This is a genomic window from Rivularia sp. UHCC 0363 (assembly GCF_034931125.1).
Lineage (GTDB): Bacteria > Cyanobacteriota > Cyanobacteriia > Cyanobacteriales > Nostocaceae > Rivularia.
Genome location: NZ_JAYGHM010000025.1, coordinates 1 through 21,293, shown reverse-complemented (window position 1 = coordinate 21,293; position 21,293 = coordinate 1). Strand labels below are relative to the sequence as shown.

General features: G+C 40.6%; 16 protein-coding genes. 8 read left to right on the top strand and 8 right to left on the bottom strand.

What is annotated here, in order from left to right:
• Positions 1-300: 300 nt before the first annotated feature.
• Entirely contained in the window at positions 301-2,712 is a 2,412-nt protein-coding gene (locus VB797_RS15740; protein ID WP_323238647.1) for an endonuclease MutS2, read from the bottom strand.
• Between the two features lie 620 nt (positions 2,713-3,332).
• Here VB797_RS15740 and VB797_RS15735 point away from each other — a divergent pair.
• Positions 3,333-4,496, top strand: coding sequence for a GuaB3 family IMP dehydrogenase-related protein (locus tag VB797_RS15735; RefSeq protein WP_323238646.1), 1,164 nt, complete (start codon positions 3,333-3,335; stop codon positions 4,494-4,496).
• A gap of 395 nt (positions 4,497-4,891) precedes the next feature.
• Positions 4,892-5,218 (top strand): thioredoxin, encoded by a 327-nt coding sequence (gene trxA, locus VB797_RS15730; protein ID WP_323238645.1) that lies wholly within the window; start codon positions 4,892-4,894, stop codon positions 5,216-5,218.
• A gap of 292 nt (positions 5,219-5,510) precedes the next feature.
• Here trxA and VB797_RS15725 read toward each other — a convergent pair whose 3' ends face one another.
• The 7 genes from VB797_RS15725 to VB797_RS15695 form a co-directional block, all read right to left on the bottom strand.
• A complete protein-coding gene (locus tag VB797_RS15725; RefSeq protein ID WP_323238644.1) occupies positions 5,511-5,966 on the bottom strand; it encodes a ferredoxin in 456 nt (151 codons plus the stop codon).
• Positions 5,966-6,352, bottom strand: coding sequence for a DUF1257 domain-containing protein (locus tag VB797_RS15720; protein WP_323238643.1), 387 nt, complete (start codon positions 6,350-6,352; stop codon positions 5,966-5,968). The genes VB797_RS15725 and VB797_RS15720 overlap by 1 nt, the downstream gene beginning before the upstream one ends.
• Before the next feature lie 40 nt (positions 6,353-6,392).
• On the bottom strand, positions 6,393-6,599 hold the full coding sequence (locus VB797_RS15715; RefSeq protein WP_323238642.1) for a DUF2997 domain-containing protein: 207 nt from the start codon (positions 6,597-6,599) through the stop codon (positions 6,393-6,395).
• 672 nt (positions 6,600-7,271) lie between these two features.
• Positions 7,272-7,829, bottom strand: coding sequence for a hypothetical protein (locus VB797_RS15710; protein ID WP_323238641.1), 558 nt, complete (start codon positions 7,827-7,829; stop codon positions 7,272-7,274).
• Positions 7,830-7,963: 134 nt separating this feature from the next.
• Positions 7,964-9,193 (bottom strand): type II secretion system F family protein, encoded by a 1,230-nt coding sequence (locus VB797_RS15705; protein ID WP_323238640.1) that lies wholly within the window; start codon positions 9,191-9,193, stop codon positions 7,964-7,966.
• A gap of 115 nt (positions 9,194-9,308) precedes the next feature.
• Entirely contained in the window at positions 9,309-10,415 is a 1,107-nt protein-coding gene (locus VB797_RS15700) for a type IV pilus twitching motility protein PilT (RefSeq protein WP_323238639.1), read from the bottom strand.
• Positions 10,416-10,516: 101 nt separating this feature from the next.
• Positions 10,517-12,529: a GspE/PulE family protein gene (locus VB797_RS15695; RefSeq protein ID WP_323238638.1), complete on the bottom strand. Its 2,013-nt coding sequence runs from the start codon at positions 12,527-12,529 to the stop codon at positions 10,517-10,519.
• 561 nt (positions 12,530-13,090) lie between these two features.
• Here VB797_RS15695 and grpE point away from each other — a divergent pair.
• From grpE to VB797_RS15665, 6 genes are all read left to right on the top strand, one after another.
• Positions 13,091-13,729 carry a nucleotide exchange factor GrpE gene (gene grpE, locus VB797_RS15690; protein ID WP_323238637.1) on the top strand — a complete coding sequence of 213 codons (639 nt, stop codon included), beginning with the start codon at positions 13,091-13,093 and terminating at the stop codon, positions 13,727-13,729.
• Positions 13,730-13,987: 258 nt separating this feature from the next.
• Positions 13,988-15,949: a molecular chaperone DnaK gene (gene dnaK / locus VB797_RS15685; protein ID WP_323238636.1), complete on the top strand. Its 1,962-nt coding sequence runs from the start codon at positions 13,988-13,990 to the stop codon at positions 15,947-15,949.
• Between the two features lie 861 nt (positions 15,950-16,810).
• On the top strand, positions 16,811-17,938 hold the full coding sequence (gene dnaJ / locus VB797_RS15680; RefSeq protein WP_323238635.1) for a molecular chaperone DnaJ: 1,128 nt from the start codon (positions 16,811-16,813) through the stop codon (positions 17,936-17,938).
• 2 nt (positions 17,939-17,940) lie between these two features.
• Positions 17,941-18,198, top strand: coding sequence for a sulfurtransferase TusA family protein (locus tag VB797_RS15675; RefSeq protein ID WP_323238634.1), 258 nt, complete (start codon positions 17,941-17,943; stop codon positions 18,196-18,198).
• Positions 18,195-19,313 (top strand): small ribosomal subunit biogenesis GTPase RsgA, encoded by a 1,119-nt coding sequence (gene rsgA / locus VB797_RS15670; protein ID WP_323238633.1) that lies wholly within the window; start codon positions 18,195-18,197, stop codon positions 19,311-19,313. Before VB797_RS15675 ends, rsgA begins: the two co-directional genes overlap by 4 nt.
• A 392-nt stretch (positions 19,314-19,705) precedes the next feature.
• Positions 19,706-21,293: glycoside hydrolase family 57 protein (locus tag VB797_RS15665; protein WP_323238632.1), on the top strand; the 1,588-nt coding region annotated here is incomplete at its 3' end.

Sequence of the window (21,293 nt, the reverse complement as noted above, 5' to 3'; positions counted from 1 at the left end):
ATTTTATATTGGTTTCCACAAGCTTTAGCAAAAAAATTGCATTTTGACAAGCTTTTTAGCTGATTTAGGTCAACAGCAATTTGTCTTTCACCTACTTTAGAATCAAAATCTATTTTATTAAAGAGGAATTTTAAATTGGGAATTGGGAATTGGGAATTGGGAATTGGGAATTGGGAATTGGTAATTGGTAATTGGGAATCGGGAAAGAGTTGTCGAAGTGAAAAGTAAGGAGTTATAAATTTATTGCTCGCGGTTATTCATACCTATCTCCCATTACCCATTACCCATTACCCATTACCCTTATTTAACATACGCAATTGTAACGCCCGTCCCGCCATCATTTTGTTCTGCGGCTTCGTAATTATTAATTCTTGGATGCTGCTTTAAATAAGCATGAACGCCTTGACGCAGTTTTCCGGTTCCATGTCCGTGAATTATCCATATTGCTCTTGCAGCTTCTGAAATCGCTTGATCTAAAACTAGCTCAGCATCTGCTACTCTCCTTCCCCGTAAATCTACGGTATTTTTAGAAGTCCTAATTAAAGGTTCATTTTCTACGGTAATTGGTTCTGGTGCTGGTTTTGCTGCTGGTTTTACTTTAGCTACTGGCTGCGCTTTCTCTCCACTTAGAGATTCTACGTCTTCTAATTTAACTATCATTTTCATGATGCCAAAACGGACGTTAAATTCTCCATCTTCATCGGGAGATGTTAACACTTCCGCAGTTTGCCCTAATCGAGGAATGCGAATCCTTTCACCGACTTTTGGCATAAAGCCCGCTTTCTGTTTTGGTGCAGCTTTGGGTACAAATTTATCTGCTAATTTATTTATATCTTCGGTAGCTTTTTGAGCATCTTGAGCGGTTGGTTTACCTTGCTGCAAACGCTTGATTACCCCAGCTATTTCACCTTTAGCCGAAGCGATCGCCTTATTGACTGCAATTTCCTGAGAAGCACGCAAAGATTTTTCTCTTTCTTCCAAGTCTGTCGCTTTTGCAGATACTTCTTGATAAAAACGTTCCGCTTGCTGCAACAAATCCTGTGCTTGGGCTGCTTTCTCTTCCTGACGACGACGTTGTGCTTCTAATCCAGCTATAACTTGATTAACCTCATCTGTTGCACCTCCCATTTCGTCTTTTGCTTTTTCTATTACTTCTGCTTTTAATCCCAATCGAGAAGCAATTGCTAAAGCATTGGAACGTCCGGGAATTCCCCACAGTAAACGGTAAGTTGGTGACAAAGTTGCTTCATTGAATTCTACCGAAGCATTTTCAAAGCGTTCGTCTTGATACTTTAATGCTTTCAACTCTCCAAAGTGAGTAGTGGCAATTGTCAGCAATGAATGGTCTGCAAGATAACGCAATAAAGCAATGGCTAAAGCACTACCTTCAACTGGATCTGTACCTGCACCAACTTCATCGAGGAGGACTAGGGAAGAGGGATGGGGGGAAGTTGTTTCGTCTTCTGCTTCCTCTGTGGAAATTGCATCCAAAACCCGACTAATCCGGCGAATATGTCCGGAAAAAGTTGATAAACTCTGCTCTAAAGATTGTTCATCTCCAATGTCTGCTAATATTTGGTCAAACCAAGGTAATTCCACCGGCTCGCTGGCTGGGATAAATAAACCAATCTTTGCCATTAATGTTGCCAAACCCAGGGTTTTAAGAGTTACGGTTTTACCCCCGGTGTTTGGTCCGGTAATTGTAACGACTCGAATATATGGGTTGATAACTAAGTCTACAGGAATTACTGGATGTCCTTCTTCATGCTGCTGCTGCCACACTAATAGGGGATGTCGTAATTCGCGTAAGGTAATGTTTTCTTCTAGGGGATTGATAAAACGAGGCGGATTTGCTTTGAGCCAGAAGCTATACCGTGCTTTAGCAGTAGCTAGATCCAATACAATTGCTGCTGCAAGTAATTTTTCCAAATCTGGCTTTACTTCAGCTACTTTCTCCGTTAAAGTACGGCGAACCGCTTCTTCTTCTACTTGTTCTCTTCGCAATAATTGCCGCAGTTGGTTCCCCATCGGCACTACAGAGTTAGGCTCCACATACAAAGTGGCTCCACTAGTTGAAGTATCGTGTACAATGCCGGGAATCGCGTCTTTTTGCGGTGCTTTTACTGGAATAACATATCGATCGCTGCGTTGAGTTATTATCGTCTCCTGGAGAGCATTACCCTTGACTTGGATAATATTTTGCAGCTTTTGGGTGATTTGAGTGCGATTTTGACGCAATGAATTCCGAATATCGCGGAGTTTCTCGCTAGCGCGGTCTGTTACTTGTCCCCGTTCATCAATACAGCGATGAATTTCTTGCTCTAATTCTGGATAAGTCCGTAAATCAGCAACTAATTCATTCAATATTTCTAAATCCGGATGCTTATCAATTAAGCGACGTAAATTTCTAATTCCAGCTAGGGTAGTCGCGATCGCAAGTAGTTCATCCCCAGCCAAAATACCTTTGAGTTCTGCTCTTTCTAAAGAATCGCCGAAATCCTGAACTCCTTCAAAGGATATTCCGTTATCCAAACGATTTTCTAACTCGTATACTTCTTTCGTTTGCGCTAATAAATACTCGCTTTTTACCACAGAGGTAGGAATATCAATATTACGTGCGGCGATCGCCCCCAGCTTTGTTGCTGCAAAAGTAGACAAATGCTGGCACAGGCGAGACCATTCCAATAATTCTAGTGTTTCGGATTGGATCAAGGCTGCTTACTTAAATTAATAATTTTGAAGTTATGTTAACAATCTTAGCGGTTCTGAACGCAAGCGACTTTATGTCACTTTTTTTTGATAAGAATAGCTATTTATACTTAGATATATAATTCGCTATTCCGATCTACTTCCTATCTACTGTTCATAATTAATCAGTAATTTTATACATTATTGCTCTTGTAGTATTGTAATACATTCTATCCCTGTGAGGGAAAAGATGATCGTTATTTTATTTCGTAAGCTTGGGAGTAAATTCTAAATTATTAAAACCATAAGCGTTCGGAATTTGTTTACACCTGAAATATTTGCATAAAACTTAATAAGGACTGCTTGGTTCTAAATTTTGGCTTCATAGTGTTATTTGACACTTCGCTCCCTGTAAAATGAATCAATTTCAAAAATATTATACATATATATACTTTTAATTATATTGCTTTGGCTGCTTTTATTAAAGTCTGCCTTCGGGAGTTATGCTTCACGCATTTAGCGAGGAATTGCTGAGATGATTTTTTGGATGTGCGACTCGAAACAATTAGTTTGAAAAAAAACCGCTCAAAATACCCCCACAATTTGATACCCTAGCTTAAATAGATGAGGATAACTAAAAGCGAGTGGATATTCAAATTGGGCGGGGAAAAACAGCCCGCAGGGCTTACGGAATCGATGAAATTGCTTTAGTACCAGGTACCAGAACACTAGATCCTGCTTTAGCAGATACTACGTGGCGTATTGGTAATATAGAGCGAGAAATTCCAATTATTGCGAGTGCAATGGATGGTGTTGTCGATGTGCGGATGGCTGTACGATTGTCAGAGTTAGGAGCATTGGGAGTATTAAATTTAGAAGGAATCCAAACGCGCTATGACAATCCAGAGCCAATTTTAGACCGGATTGCCCTTGTAAGCAAAGATGAATTTGTACCTTTGATGCAAGAACTTTATGCCGAACCGATTAAACCAGAATTGGTAAAGCAAAGAATTCAAGAAATAAAATCGAGTGGTGCAATTGCCGCAGTTAGCGCGACTCCAGTAGGGGCTACTAAATACGGTTCGGTGGTCGCAGAAGCTGGGGCAGATTTATTTTTTGTGCAGGCTACAGTAGTTTCTACCGCACACCTATCACCTGAATCGATAACTCCCTTGGATTTGGCTCAGTTTTGCCGAGAAATGCCTATCCCGGTAGCTTTAGGTAACTGTGTCAGTTATGAAGTTACCCTTAACTTAATGAAAGCTGGTGCGGCTGCGGTATTAGTAGGAATCGGACCTGGTGCTGCCTGTACTTCCCGTGGAGTATTAGGTGTAGGTGTACCCCAAGCAAGCGCGATCGCTGATTGTGCAGCAGCACGAGATGATTATTACAAAGAAACTGGTAATTATGTACCAGTAATCGCTGATGGCGGTTTAATCACTGGCGGCGATATTTGTAAGTGTATTGCTTGCGGTGCTGATGGTGTAATGATTGGTTCTCCCTTCGCTAGATGCGTTGAAGCCCCAGGACGTGGCTATCATTGGGGTATGGCTACTCCATCTCCAGTATTACCGAGGGGTACTCGCATTAATGTAGGCACCACTGGTACTTTAGAGCAAATATTAACTGGACCGGCACAACTTGATGACGGCACTCACAATCTTTTAGGCGCTCTAAAAACAAGTATGGGTACCCTTGGAGCAAAAAATTTAAAAGAGATGCAGCAGGTTGAAGTTGTGATTGCTCCATCACTCTTAACCGAAGGAAAGGTGTATCAGAAAGCTCAACATTTAGGTATGGGCAAATGAAGAAAATTACGTCTAAAGGTATGAGGTATGAGAAATATCTAATAGTTAATGAAAAGTAGGCATATGCTTAATTATTCCAAAAAAGCCAGCGATCGCTAACTATTTCAATGCAAAACAGCTAAAAGTCCAACGTTTTCTTAAATAAATTTTTCCTTACTTTTAAACTATGACTGGAAAAATCACATATGTCGCCTACAATAGAGATAGCGGAGACGAATGTTTCCGTTCACTCCTCACACCACACTCCGCCCGGACTACTGTTCGGGCGGTTCCTTATGTTTTGCGATAGGTTCAGGCTACTCTGTAAATCTATATTCCAAATACCAAGGCAGTGGTTTTTGCTGTGGTAGAATTTTCACAAAAATCAAAAACATCAGATTACAAGGTTTTAAGGTATGTCATCAGCTACACAAGTTACAGACTCCACCTTTAAGCAGGAAGTACTCGATAGCGAAGTTCCCGTGCTAGTTGACTTTTGGGCACCCTGGTGTGGTCCGTGTCGCATGGTAGCCCCCGTTGTGGATGAAATTTCCTCCCAATATGAAGGTCAAATAAAGGTTGTTAAAGTTAATACTGATGAGAATCCTAATGTTGCTTCTCAGTACGGTATCCGCAGTATTCCTACATTAATGATTTTTAAAGGTGGGCAAAAAGTTGATATGGTCGTTGGTGCAGTTCCTAAAACTACATTAGCTAATACTTTGGAGAAGTATCTGTCTTAAGTTAAACATTGCTGAAAACTCGCGATCGACGCAGTTGAAAATAGGTAAAACAACCAATTCCATATTTCTTTTTGCGTCTTTAAGTGCAGCTATCAAGTCTTTCTTCCTAGTGAATCTATGAGTTTTCAGCTATCTTCCATCCGTCTATCGTCAGCTTTATAATCCAGTAATAGGCGGCTGGAATTCTAGGTTGTTATTTAGCAATAAAATAATAATCAAATAATCAAACAATTAATAATAAAAATAAAGGGCTGCAAATGCAGCCCTTTTTAATAAGTCAAAATATTAATTTTTAAAACCGAGACTTTTTGTTCTTTAATCTTCGCTTGTTCCGACGACGTTGAGATGCAATAACTGCACCTTCAACCGGATACCCAACTACAGGAATTACCTGATATTTACGTTCTTCTTCAAGACTTCTAAGTTCTGTATAATCAAGCCAGTGAATGCAATCGACAGGACAAGTATCGATCGCTTCTTGAATTACTTCCTCAGAATCGCCATCTTGACGCATAACCCGCGATCGCCCGTAATCTGGTTCTATGTAAAAAGTATTACGAGCAACGTGAGCGCAGTGCTTGCAGCCAATACAGGTAATTTCATCGACATATACACCCCTTTGACGCAAAACACCGCCCAATTCCGGTTCTAAGCCAGAACGTTGGGGACTATCTCGCAAAAAACCGCCTAATTCCGGTTCGCAACCAGAACGATTATCTTGCTCTTCTGGTGGCAAAAAATCAGACATTATGTACTCCAACGCTGCACTAATAAGCGAATTGAACCATCTTGATTCTGCTGTTGCTCGCTAACTTGAAAGCCAGCTTTTGCAGTCTCTTTAACTACTGTGCGGTAAGCGTAACGTTGTGTAACTTGACGTAAAAACCCTTCTACAGAAAGATTTTGCCCCCAATACTGTAAATCGGCTACCAATTCGTATTCTTTTCCGTTCCATTTAAAGCCGATATCGTAGCCATTTTTTTGCTCGATCGCAATTTCGGCAGTGTGGGAAATCCCTTGATAGCCGCGCAAGGAATGCGAACCTTCTTTCCAAGCTACACCTAAATCGGTGAGAGCATCTTTCAAAGATTCAATATTACGAATTTGAGTTTTAATCTGGCTAAAGTGTGACATAATATTTCGTTAGCAGTGATAAATGATTAAGTTGAGTTGATTACCAGTCGCTGGTTGCGGTGGTATTCGCAACATTGCTTTGAGACACGTTGTTAGCAAAATATTCTGAGGTTGGCTCATTCGTTAGTACAATTCCTAATTGCGCTTCAATAGCCGCAGTAACTTCAGCACAAGAAGCACCAACTATTCCAGTCACTTTTTCTTGTACTCTACCGTCTGGATAAATTATAAATTCTAATGTCTCCATGCTTTTGACCAACCATATTGATTGTGGTTTGAGTCTGTTGCCCTTTTACCAGAAATCAAGCTCTGGTTAAAACAACAGCACTTTATCTCTAACTATAAAATCACTCATTAAATAAATACTTTTCCATCCCTCGAAATATAAATCTCATATTCTTTACAAAAATTATTACTTTTATAAGTACTTGCATCAGTTATACGTAAGTTTCTCTTAACTAAGATCATTAGTCAAGCTGAAAATATGGCAGCCTATCATAATTATCTCGTAAGGTATAGATCTAGGGTATAGCCCAAAGTATGACCTTAAAAGTTAGAAAAAATATCTAAAGAACCAGTGATTATGACTAGTTTGTGGCGATAAAAGTCATAAGAAGCCGAATTTGGATTACTTGTCTTTAATATTGAAAATACGTCTTTAGACTGAAGGATAAAAAACCAGTAATAGAATTTTTCAGAGCATAGATACGGGATTAGTTATTTTTTACGGACTTTTACCAAGGAAATATAATTTATATTTATACATAATTTTTAAAACATTAAAAATATTTACACTCGGCTAATTTATACATAAAAATACTTATGAATTGTAAACGAATTGATATAAATGTTTAAATCAACTATGAGATTATTATTTTATTTTTTTGAAAGATTTAACAGGCTATATATTCCTCATTCATTATTCCTTGTTTCCTAGTTGCCGTTCAACCTCACTCTTTTCTTCATCCAAAAGAAATCCCGTTTGAACTACAAAAGGAAGATCGGCACCTACTAAACCACGTTTAATTCGTTCTGATGTTTCTGAAAATACTACGAACAAAGGATATATAGCATTAGTTCCTTCAGTCAAAATATGATTATGACGTAAAGGCATCAACCATTCATAGTCCTTATCCAACCATACTTGAGATTGCCGCCATCGTTTTAAAAGGTCAGAAAAATCCTCATCGGGACGATGAATAAAAACAAGAATTTCCACCCCTGTTTTAATTTTCCATTCGGGGTCACACATCAAAATTGCTAAATCGCAGGGTAGACAAATTGTCTGCGGTAAATTTATTTCAGTTTTACGAATGCGGATAATTGGTAGAGGAATAGTAATAAGACTTTCATCGGGACGACGTAAACTGGGAATCATTTCTAAATAAGGACGGTGCTGCTTTAGAAGAGCAACAGTAGATAAGCGATCGCTATATTCCGTCAAGCTAATTTCGTAGTGAGATTTTTGTACGGGCATAAAATAAGTTAGGAGTTAGGAGTTAGGAGTTAGGAGTTAGGAGTTAGGAGTTAGGAGTTATCAATTAACTGTTTTAATTGATAATTGATAACTGTATGGCGTTCCGCCACGCTTCGCTAACATTGATAATTGTTTTATCCCAAGTCTTCAAAGACCTTAAACATGGGTAAGTACATCGACAGCAAAATCATAGCAACCATACCACCGATCACCACAATCATGACTGGTTCTAAAACACTAGTAAGAGCTTTTACAGCTTGTTCAACTTCATCTTCATAGAAATCGGCAACTTTCATTAACATCGCATCTAATTCCCCGGTTTCTTCTCCAATACTCATCATTTGAATTGCCATAATCGGAAACACATTTTCTTTTTGTAAAGCAATACTAATCATGCCTCCTTGTTGAACTTCACTTCTTGCAGCATCGATCGCATTAGCAATTACCTGGTTTCCTGATGTGTCTCGAACAATTTCTAAAGAGCTTAAAATAGGTACTCCAGAACGAGTCAAAGAACCAAAAGTCCGGCTAAATCTAGCAATTGCTGATTTTTGAATTAAGTCGCCGAACAAAGGTAATTTTAAGGAAAGTGCATCGATATTTAATTGACCTACAGGTGTTTTATAGTACAGGTCAAAAGAAATTTTTGCTCCGACAACAATACCAATAAGTACAAAAAGTCTCCAGCTTGTAAGAACACCACTTATCCAGAGCATAAACTGCGTTAGAGCAGGTAATTCTGTTCCCAAGTCTTTGAATATATTGGCAAAAATGGGAATTAGAAAAATAGTCATTGCCAAAAAAATGATGACTGCTAAACCGCCCACTACGGTAGGATAAGACATTGCGGATTTGATTTGGTTTTGCAATCGAGCGACATCTTCTAATAATTTGGCTAAGCGATTGAGAACTTCATCCAAAACACCACCGACTTCACCAGCTTGAATCATGCTGACATATAAACCATCAAAACATTCAGGATGCTTCCGCATTGCATCGGAAAGACCAACACCATTTTGCACTTCGCTACTAATATCTAAAAGTGCAGCTTTCAATTTAGGATTGCTGCATTGTTCGGAAAGTACTCCTAAACTTCTGACAATTGCGACCCCTGCATTTGTCAACGCAGCAAATTGACGAGAAAATACTGCTTTATCTTTAACAGAAACCGTCGCAAACTTGTCTTGCAGTTTTGTTAAATCGAGAGCGTTAGCAAGATCGAAACCTTTAAATACTTTTAAGTCTTGAATCACAAAACCTTGCTGTCTTAACTCAGTACGAGCTTGTGCTAAGGAGTCAGCAACAATTTTTTCTTGTTTGGATTTTCCTTCTGAATCGCGAACCCGAGCGACAAAAGTTGGCATAATTTATATAGTTTAAAATTCAAATTTTCTTTTCAAAACTTTCACTTGCTTGATGAAAAAATACTTAGTAGTTAGTCAAAAACTTATAGCTAACTACCAGTAATATTGTGAAAAACTAATGTCTTACAGCGGCTTTTCCATTTGTGGGTACTCCACCAATTAATCGTTGAATTTCATCTGCCTTAGAAGTCTTTGACATTGCGGCTTCAAAGGAAATAACTCCTGCTTTTACGTAATCAGCAAGAACTTTCTCCAAAGTTTGCATTCCTAATTTCGCTCCGGTTTGAATTGCCGAATAAATTTGAGCAGTTTTACCTTCACGAATCATGTTAGAAATAGCAGGGGTAATAATCATGATTTCTTGAGCCATGATTCGACCAAATTCATCAGGTTTGGGGTTTTTCTTGGGTACCAAGGTTTGACTAAATACCGCAACTAGAGAGTTAGATAACTGTACCCGCACCTGAGTTTGTCTTTCATGGGGAAAAACGTCGATAATTCTGTCAACGGTTTGTGCTGCGGAAGAAGTATGTAAAGTTCCGAAGACTAAGTGACCAGTTTCTGCTGCGGAAATAGCTAGAGAAATTGTTTCTAAATCCCGCATTTCTCCAATCAAAATAATATCTGGATCTTCACGTAAAGCACCTTTCAAAGCATGAGCAAAACTTTTAGTATCTTCACCTAATTGGCGTTGGTGAACCAGACTTTTAACAGGTTCGTAAACAAACTCAATCGGGTCTTCAATTGTTAAAATATGTTCTGATTTTGTACGGTTAATTAAGTCAATCATTGCCGCCAAAGTAGTTGTTTTACCCGAACCTGTAGGACCTGTGACTAATATCAGCCCTTTAGGTTTATCGCACATTTCTCGGACAACATCTGGTAAACCTAATTTGTCAAAGTTGGGAATTTTAGAACTTAATGCTCGCAAACAAGCAGCGTAAGTACCGCGTTCTTTGTAAACATTCACCCGGAAACGTGCCAATCCTTTGACACCGTAAGAACAGTCTAACTCCCAAGTTTGTTCGAGAATTTTACGCTGAGAGTTATTCAGCATACTAAAAATTAATCTTTGACACTGGTCGGCACTTAAAGCTTCTTCACCAAAAGGTGTAAGTTTACCGCTGATCCGAAAGTAAGGAGGTAAACCAGCGGATAAATGCATATCCGACCCTCCCAATTCAATCATTTGTTCCATCAAATCTTCAATCATCATGTCCATTTTTTTGCACCTTTTGTTTATTACTTATTTTTTAAGATTTGTTATTAGCTATTTATTAGTTCTTATTAACTCCTAACTCCTAACTCTTAACTTTCCGACCGTTAATCTTGAAAGCGAGATGTCATACAGTAAGGACAATCTAACCATTCTGGCTGCAATTGAGCATCGCAATTTGTACAGGTCAAACCACTCTTACGCTTAGCTTTTAACTCTGCTTCCAAACCTGTATCGGTAAACGTTACCCGTTCCACTTCTTCAAGGGTGGTTGCTCCTTGACGTACCAAATCCAAGCTGTAAGCAAGTAGAGTTTTCATTCCTTCTTCTACAGCTGCTTCTTTTATTAGTTCCGTTGGTGCTTCTTCGTTGATTAAAGTCTGGATGCGTTCGGTAATTCTCATGACTTCGTAAACACCGGAGCGTCCTTTATAACCAATACCACCACATTTTTCACACAGGTGATTATTCGCTTTTGCTTCTTGGATTTGGTCTATGGTAAGAGTATTAGCTTTGTAAAAAGTGACATCCACTTCTTGAGATGCTGATAAACCGTAACGTGCGAGTTCCTGCTGTGTAGGATTGTACTCAATACGACATTCCGAACACACGCGACGCATGAGACGCTGTGCCAAAACTCCGATTAAAGAACTGGAAATCATGAAAGATTCAATACCCATTTCTCCTAAACGAGCGACCGCACCAGGAGCATCGTTGGTGTGCAGGGTAGTTAATACTAAGTGACCCGTTAAAGCTGCTTCGATCGCTGTTTTAGCGGTTTCTTTATCTCGGGTTTCACCCACGAGTAATACATCAGGGTCTTGTCGTAAAAATGCCCGTAAAGCAGTACCGAAATCCAGTCCTTTTTCCCGAATTACCTGCACCTGAGTAATCCCAGGTAAACTATATTCCACCGGATCTTCAACAGTACTGATATTGATATCAGGAGTATTTCTTTCGGCAAGGGCGGAATACAGAGACGTTGTTTTACCAGAACCAGTCGGTCCGGTAACTAAAATTAAGCCAAAAGGACGGCTAACCATGTCTTGGACAATTTGCAGCGTCTCCGGATCGGTAATTAATTTATCTAAACCTAATTGAGTTGAGGAATTATCAAGAATCCGCAGAACCACTTTTTCACCGTAGCGACTGGGTAAAGTATTTACCCGGAAGTCTACTTTGCGTCCTTCAAACATTCTCCGGATACGTCCATCTTGGGGAAGACGACGTTCGGCGATATCTAAGTTAGCAATAATTTTGAACCGCGCTGTAATTGCGGGAATGATTTTTTTTGGTAAAGCGTCAAAAGCCTCACTTAATACACCATCTTTACGAAAGCGAATGCGGAGGTTTTCTTCCTGGGGTTCGATGTGAATATCGGAAACCGCTTCGTGTAAAGCTTTGGCGAGGATTCTATTTACTAAGTTGATAATTGGGGCATCCTCGGCACCCTTCATAGCCGAACCTAAGTCAGCTTCTGCTTCTTCAGGAGCATCTTCTATATCGAGATTATCGAGATTTTCTAAATCTTGATTAATGTCGGTAAATTTTTCCTTTTCTATGTGCTTCTGTTTGACAGCCATTTCATCCAAAAACTGGTTGATTAGCTGTTGGTAATCTTCTTGGGTAATTACCATTCTTTGCAAACTGAAGCCTTGGGGACGCAAAATCCGGTTCAAATCGTCGGAAGCTTCCAGATTATCTGGATCTACCATCGCGATTAAAACGGATGGTGGGTTTTGGTCTTCGTGTTTTGATAATGGAATTAAACGATGACGACGACAAATATCCACCGGGATAAGAGTCTCAATCAAGCTTCCCACCGAAGTTACGCCCACCTGGCTAACTTCCGGATCGAGGAACTCTACACCATAAAGAATTTTAAGTTCAAATAGCTGTTGCTTTTTGTATTCTCGAAGTAGCTCTGGCGATAGTTGCCGTCCTGCAATTGATTCGATAACCTCAGTTAAAGGTCTACCGGACTTGCGGCTTTCTATAAGTGCCTGCTTCATTTGGCCGTTGTCAACAAAGCCAGATTGAACCAGTTTGTTACCGAAAGGCGAAAATTCCGATCTGACACTCAGAGCAGTACTGCGCCTTTGTTGTGACGAATAAGTCATATATTGAAATAATGGATGCTGCACAAACCTATGGTTCAAGTATTCCCAAGCAGGGGTGCAGAATTTTCATCCAAACCAAGAAAACTTAGCTAAAATTTTTTTTAAGCCCAAAAATCACCTTTATGGCAAAAGGTCGGTGATTCCTAATTGACTTTTTTTATCACCGGCGATCGCATCGGTGGCGGTTGTTTATATACCGCTTCTAGCAGTAATTTTTGATGTAAATGGTTTCTTTGAGAAAAAAGCAGTAAAAAGCAGTAATTATAGTTTTAAATATAAATTTAAACCCATTCCCTAATATAGGTAGGCTGGCAATTTATCAGAAAAAATCGTATCAAATAAGCAATTAGCAAGAAAGTCATCATTCCGGTTTAGCATTTGTCATAATACATGACGGTGATACCACATACGACTCCATTCCCCAAAGCAATTAAATGTGTAAGCTGTTGTTTTATGGGGTTGGGAAAACTACCCTGTAAAGTATCCCAAAATGGTTAGAGAATAATGAGTGAATATTAACAGCAGTGTCCCAACGGCGAACAAACAGAGGTAATTTAAGTAATGAACAGTGACTCTCTACAAAATTCTAATATTTCCAACAGTGATGTTGACGAGCAAGCTACAACTGAGACCACGGTGAATATAGACGATAGTGCCGGAGCGACTCAAGCTACTGCTCAATCAAATGCTGGTACATCGGAGCAAATTGAGGCTTTAAAAGCGCAATTAGATGACCGTAGCACTCAATATATGCGAATTGCGGCAGATTTTGAAAATTATCGCAAACGCACGCTCAAAGAAAAAGAAGATTCAGAAATACAGGTCAAGCGCAACACGATTACAGAATTATTGCCAATAGTTGATAATTTTGAACGAGCGCGAGCGCAAATTAAACCCCAAAATGATGGGGAAATGGCAATTCACAAAAGTTATCAAGGCGTTTACAAACAGCTAGTAGACAGTCTCAAACGCTTAGGTGTTTCGCCAATGCGTCCAGAAGGTCAGCAGTTCGACCCCAAAGAACATGAAGCAGTAATGCGCGAACCTACGGATGAATATCCGGAAGGAACAGTGTTAGAAGAGTTAGTACGCGGATACTTTCTTGGCGATCGCGTGCTACGTCATGCAATGGTAAAGGTGGCTGCTCCGCAGGAAGATATGTCTTCTGAAGAAAATCAGCTTGGGGAAGCAAGTGCTTGAAAGTCGGCCATTTAAACTAACCAAAACTGTTTTGGGTTAATTCCCAAGGGCGAGCATCGCATCCCAATCTATCTAGTAACTCATCCGCGCTTTTCGTTCGCAACGATTATGAAGAAAAATTTCTTTTTTTAAGGGAATGATTCTCCATCTGGGATCGAATTTCCCATACAGAACATTGTTTTAAATTGCGGAAACTGTTCGACCATTATCGTTGCGATCGCAGCTTTTTAGAATTAATCAGTAAAAATATCGATAGTTATGGGAAAAGTTATTGGGATAGACTTAGGCACTACCAATAGTTGTGTCGCAGTTTTGGAAGGTGGGCAACCCCAAGTGATTGCTAATTCAGAAGGTGGACGCACTACTCCGTCCATTGTTGGTTTTGGTAAAGGCGACGAACGCTTGGTCGGTCCCTTGGCAAAGCGCCAAGCAGTAACTAATGCGGAAAACACTATATTCAGCATTAAGCGATTTATCGGTCGTCGTTGGGATGATACCCAAGACGAACGCGCTCGCGTACCCTATGGCTGTGTTAAAGGTCGAGACGATACTGTTGATGTCCAAATTCGCGGACGTAACTACACCCCTCAAGAAGTCTCCGCAATGATTTTACAAAAGTTAAAGCAGGATGCGGAAAGTTTCTTGGGGGAAGAAGTCACTCAAGTTGTAATTACAGTTCCAGCCTATTTTACTGACGCTCAAAGACAAGCCACTAAAGACGCTGGCACAATTGCTGGATTGGAAGTACTGCGAATTATCAATGAGCCAACTGCTGCGGCTTTAGCATTTGGTTTAGATAAACAAGATGAAGAACAGTTGATTTTAGTATTCGACTTGGGAGGTGGAACTTTTGATGTTTCGATCCTGCAACTTGGGGATGGAGTCTTTGAAGTAAAAGCCACTTGTGGTAACAATCATCTTGGTGGGGACGATTTTGACAACTGTATCGTCCAGTGGATGATGGAGCTTTTTAAACAGCAAGAAAAAATCGACCTTGCTCCAGATAAAATGGCGCTGCAACGCTTACGGGAAGCTGCGGAAAAAGCCAAGATTGAACTTTCGACTATGGCAAGTACTTCAATCAACTTACCGTTTATTACTGCTAATGAAAGCGGACCTAAACATTTAGAAATGGAGCTTAGCCGTTCCAAATTTGAAGAACTTAGCAGTCATTTGATTCAAGCTATTGTCGAACCAATGGCTCAGTCACTCAAAGATGCAGACCTCAAGCCTGAGATTATTGACAAGATTATTTTAGTTGGTGGTTCTACTCGGATTCCGGCGGTACAGAATGCTTTGATGAAGTTTTTTAACGGCAAAGCCCCCGACCGTTCAATCAATCCCGATGAAGCAGTAGCGCTTGGTGCTGCAATTCAAGCCGGGGTCTTGGGTGGTGAAGTCGATAATTTACTACTTTTGGATGTGACTCCTTTATCCTTGGGACTCGAAACTTTAGGGGAAGTATTTACTAAAACCATAGAACGCAATACTACAATTCCGACTAGCAAATCCCAAGTATTTTCCACAGCGGTTGACGGACAAAACTCGGTGGAAATTCACGTCCTTCAAGGTGAAAGAGCAATGGCGCGGGACAATAAAAGTCTGGGTAAATTCCTTTTAAATGGAATTCCTCCGGCTCCGAGGGGTGTACCGCAAATTGAAGTATCTTTTGAAATTGATGTTAACGGTATTCTCAAAGTCGGCGCTCAAGACAAAGGTACTGGTAGAGAACAAAGCATTCGGATTACTAATACGGGTGGTTTGAGTCAGAGCGAAGTGGAACGAATGCGTCAAGAAGCTGAGACCTATGCCGATCAAGATAAGAAACGCTTAGAGTTAATTGAATTAACAAACCAAGCTAACACTCTTTTACATAGTTATGAATTGAACTTAGCCTGCAATGCCGATCTAATCGACGAACATCTTAAAGTTTCTATTGATGAAAAGTTAGCGAAATTGCAAAATGCAATGCGAAAGAACGGAATAACTGTAGCAGAATTCAAACAAAGCTTAGATGAGTTTCAACAAACTCTATTTGCTATTGGTGCCGAAGCATACAGCCGTGCCAACAACGAAACTAATGAAGATGCAGTTAAACCAGTTGATAACCCGGAAATTACTGAAGATAGCGAAGCATCAAAAGAAGCTTTCGCACCACAATTTAACTTTGATTTTGAAGAGGATAATACAATCCAAAACGATTACGAGGCTATAGATTAAACAACGACTTTTAGTTTAACTATTAAAGCGATAAGTACTCGTGCAAAATAAATTATACATTTCGTCTGGGGAGGGAATAGGGTTGGGGGGAATAGGGAAGGTTTATATTACTCACGAGTAATTATATAAATAATTTTGCGTTAGTACTTATCAGTTTATTCAAACCTGGTCGAATAGAGACAACTGAGTCCAAGTCGTATCTTCTTTGCCCTCCCGGCGTTTTAATCGCTTCGATTTTCCCCGCTTCGAGCCATCTTTCAAGGGTTTTTGTTTAGACTCCCAGTCTTTGAGCAGCCACTCTTGGTGGTACATAGTTGGTTGACATTGCTTGAATTTGGACTACTCTTTTAGTGTAGTTTTGGATGTCAGGAAATGTTAAGCTTTGTCGGAAGAAAACCCGTCCAGGACTTTACTCTTTCACCTCGGTGGGAGAGACCTTGTGTTGTTTATCATCCATATTTGCTAAATTATAAAAAGCAATTCCAGCATTGCTACATCGTATTACATAGTTTGGATGCCATAAAAAAAACCAAATGGCGGGTTTTCCACACCAATAAGTGCGGCTAGCCCTTCAATATTTGGTCTGCTTATTGCACCTCCGCGTAGCACAATTATAAGAGAGTCAGCCCCAACGGCTATTTGATAAATGTCGTTGAAACGATGGCAACATCTGTACTTTAATATTTGCTGTGAGATCGCCTAGCGATCGCAAAGCGTCTCCTCCGGAGAAACCCGAAGGGTGATTTTTATCAAAGGCAAAGGGTAAAATCAATAATTAATAATAAAACTTAACTTTCTGCCTTCTGCCTGACCTAGTAACTGTATATTAGCTCCTAACATTTTAACTTTTACCTTTGCTATATGGCTCGCGACTATTATGAAATTCTGGGTGTCTCTCGTGACACCGACAAAGAAGAAATGAAAAGTGCTTACCGCCGCTTAGCCCGGAAATATCACCCAGACGTGAACAAAGAGCCGGGAGCCGAAGAGCGGTTTAAAGAAATCAACCGCGCTTATGAAGTGCTTTCAGAACCAGAAACCCGCGCTCGTTACGACCGTTTTGGAGAACAAGGAGTATCCGGTGCTGGTGCTGCTGGTTTCCAAGATTTCGGCGATATGGGCGGTTTTGCCGATATATTTGAAAGCATTTTTAGTGGCTTTGCTGGAGGTACGGCCGGTCAATCCCAACGACGACGCAGCGGACCAGTTAGGGGTGATGACCTGCGCTTAGATTTGAAGCTAGATTTTCGGGAAGCGGTCTTTGGTGGTGAAAAAGAAATTCGGATTTCCCATCTAGAAACCTGCGACATTTGTAGCGGTTCTGGTGCTAAACCCGGTACTCGTCCCCGGACTTGTTCGACCTGTAGCGGTTCTGGTCAAGTTCGTCGCGTCACTCGCACTCCTTTTGGCAGCTTTACCCAAGTTTCGACTTGTCCCACCTGTAACGGACAAGGAATGGTAGTTGAAGAAAAATGCGATGCTTGTGAAGGTAAGGGTGCAAATCAAGTTACCAAGAAACTTAAAATTACCATTCCAGCGGGGGTTGACAATGGTACGCGCTTACGCATATCTAACGAAGGAGATGCCGGAACGCGGGGTGGTGCGCCTGGAGACTTATACGTTTACTTATTTGTAAATGAAGATGAAGAATTCCAGCGTGAAGGTATTAACGTACTTTCAGAATTGAAAGTTAGCTATCTTCAAGCAATTTTGGGGTGTCGGTTGGAAGTAAGTACTGTAGATGGTCCTGTAGAAATGATTATTCCGCCGGGAACTCAGCCCAATACAGTGATGAAATTGGAAAATCGTGGTGTACCGCGTTTGGGAAATCCTGTTAGTAGGGGCGACCACATGATTACAATATTGATTGATATTCCGACAAAAGTAACACCCGATGAAAGAGAATTGCTCGAAAAACTAGCTAAAATTAAAGGAGACCGCACCGGAAAAGGTGGGTTAGAAGGATTTTTGGGAAAATTGTTTAACTAATAATGAGTGTATCTTCACCTTCAACTCCCGACGCTCAGCTTGATTTACGGGGAACTCCTTGTCCGATTAATTTTGTGCGGACAAAGATTCGTTTGCAGCAAATGCAAGCGGGAGCGTTATTAGAGGTCTGGTTAGACCCAGGAGAGCCAATTGAGCAGGTTCCCGATAGCTTGACAATGGCGGGTTATCAAATCGAACAAATATCCGACTGTTCTGGATATTTTTCTTTATTAGTACGCCGTCCAGCGAATGACTCATGAACGGCGAAGTATTATTAACATCCGGATTGCTAGGTACGGTGGTTGCCGTACAAGCTAATTTTTACCGAGTGCAGCTTGATCGAGACGAGATGGGGAGACTAGGGGACAAAATGGGACATTCCTGCTCTGCCCCTACTTCATCCAACCCCAATCCCCTGCTATTTTTATGTACGCGCAGAACCCGTTTAAAAAAAATTGGTCAGCAAGTAATGGTTGGCGATCGCGTCATAGTCGAAGAACCAGATTGGACTGATGCTAGTGGGGCGATCGCCGATGTCTTAGCCCGAAAAAGTCAACTCGACCGTCCGGCGATCGCCAATGTCAATCAAATATTATTAGTGTTTGCGGTTACAGACCCTCCCTTGGAACCCTACCAACTCAGCCGCTTTTTAGTGAAAGGTGAGTCAACAGGTGTAGATGTAATTTTATGTTTGAATAAAAGTGATTTAATTACCTCTCAAGAGCAAGAGCAAATTAACCAACGTCTAAGTAGTTGGGGTTATAAGCCCATATTTATCAGCGTTTATAAAGGTATAAATGTCAACGCTGTTGAAAAGATTCTCGACAGTAAAATTACTGTAGTTGCTGGAGCTTCCGGCGTAGGAAAATCTAGCTTAATCAATACTTTAATTCCCAACGCTAACTTACGGGTAGCATCCGTTTCCGGTAAACTAGCTCGTGGAAGACATACCACCCGTCACGTAGAATTATTTGAGCTTCCTGGAGGTGGTTTACTCGCCGATACTCCAGGTTTTAATCAGCCGGACTTAGATTGTACCCCGGAAGAACTAGTAAATTATTTTCCCGAAGCAACAGAAAGATTAAAAAACGGTAGCTGTAAATTTAGCAACTGTTTCCATCGAGACGAACCCGATTGTGTAGTGCGGGGGGATTGGGAACGCTACGAAGATTATCTACAGTTTTTAGAAGAAGCAATAGAACATCAAACTTGGCTTAAACAGCAAGCAGATCCAGAATCTAACCTGAAGTTAAAAAGCAAAGGAAAAGGACAACAACAATACGAGCCGATGCTAGAAAGCAAAAAGTATCGTCGTGTTTCTCGCAAGAAGCAGCAGCAAACATTACAGGAATTGTATAACGAAGCGGAAGAGTAGGGGACAAGGAGATGGGGGGATGGGGAGATGGGGAGATGGGGACAAGGGGACAAGGGGACAAGGGGACAAGGAGAAAGATTTCTAATCTAAAATCCAAAATCTAAAATCCAAAATCCAAAATCTAAAATTCCTAACTCCTAACCTTTAATCCAAAATCTAAAATCTAAAATCCAAAATCTGATCGGTCATAGCTTAGGAATAACCATAAAGTTTTAAAATATTGTTAACTTCTGACTAACCAGAAGTATTTCTTCTGCGGGTAAAAATGCTCGCAGGCTTTGTTTATTCCGTACCTGATAACAAAGGGTATCGGACAAAAATCTGCCTTGCGAAGGGATGCTTCTGTATAATCACAACTATCAATAAATACATACCCGCTCGGAATTAATCTTATGTCTACTGGCTACGTTGCGCTTGTACTTCACGCACATTTGCCCTTCGTTCGTCACCCGGAAAGTGACTATGTGTTGGAGGAAGAATGGCTTTATGAAGCAATCACGGAAACTTACATTCCTCTATTACGAGTCTTCGAGGGCTTGAAGCAGGACGGTATTGATTTTAAAATCACGATGAGCATGACACCACCTCTGGTCTCAATGCTGCGCGATCCGTTACTGCAAGAACGGTATGATGAACACTTAGCGAAACTGCAAGAATTAATCGAGCTAGAAATTGAACATAACGAGCAAAATGGTCACGTTAAGTATCTAGCTGAGTATTACAAAGGCGAGTTTAAGGCCACTAGAGAATATTGGGAACAGTTTAAAGGCGATTTGGTAACTGCTTTTAAACAATTTCAAGATTCTAACAATATTGATATCATCACCTGTGGTGCGACTCACGGTTATTTACCGTTAATGAAAATGTATCCCCAAGCGGTTTGGGCGCAAATTCAGGTAGCGGTAGACCATTACGAAGAAAATTTTGGTCGTCCACCGTCTGGTATTTGGCTGCCTGAATGCGCTTACTTTGAAGGTTTAGAGCGGATGCTGGCGGATGCTGGATTGCGTTATTTCCTTACTGACGGACATGGTATTTTATATGCTCGTCCTCGTCCTCAGTTTGGAACTTATGCTCCTATTTTTACAGAAACTGGTGTTGCAGCCTTTGGACGCGACCATGAATCCTCTCAACAAGTATGGTCTTCTGAAGTCGGTTATCCTGGTGCTGCGGAATATCGGGAATTTTATAAAGATTTGGGTTGGGAGGCTGAATACGACTATATCAAGCCTTTTATCATGCCTAACGGTCAGCGTAAAAATACGGGGATTAAATATCACAAAATTACTGGTCGTGGTTTAGGACTGGGAGACAAGCAGCTTTACGATCCCTACTGGGCAAGGGAAAAAACCGCAGAACACGCTTCTAACTTTATGTTCAACCGCGAGCGTCAAGTTCAACATCTCCAGAATATGATGCATCGTCCTCCAATTGTGGTTTCTCCTTATGATGCGGAGTTGTTCGGACATTGGTGGTACGAAGGACCTTGGTTTATTGATTATCTTTACCGCAAGTCTTGGTTTGACCAAGGAACCTATAAAATGACTCATTTATCGGATTACTTGCGGAGCAATCCCGAACAACAAGTTTGTCGTCCTTCTCAATCAAGTTGGGGACACAAGGGGTTCCACGAGTATTGGTTAAATGAAACTAATACGTGGATTTACCCACATTTGCATAAAGCTGCCGAACGGATGATTGAGTTATCAAAGCGCGAAGCAGAAGATGAATTAGAATCTAAAGCTCTCAATCAAGCCGCACGAGAGTTACTTTTAGCACAATCCTCCGACTGGGCATTTATTATGCGAACGGGAACGATGGTTCCTTACGCTGTCAGAAGAACTCGTTCCCACTTGATGCGATTTAACAAGCTTTACGAAGATATTAATATCGGCAAAATTGATAGCGGATGGTTGGAAAAGGTTGAATATATGGATAATATTTTTCCCAACATTAACTATCGAGCTTACCGTCCTTTTT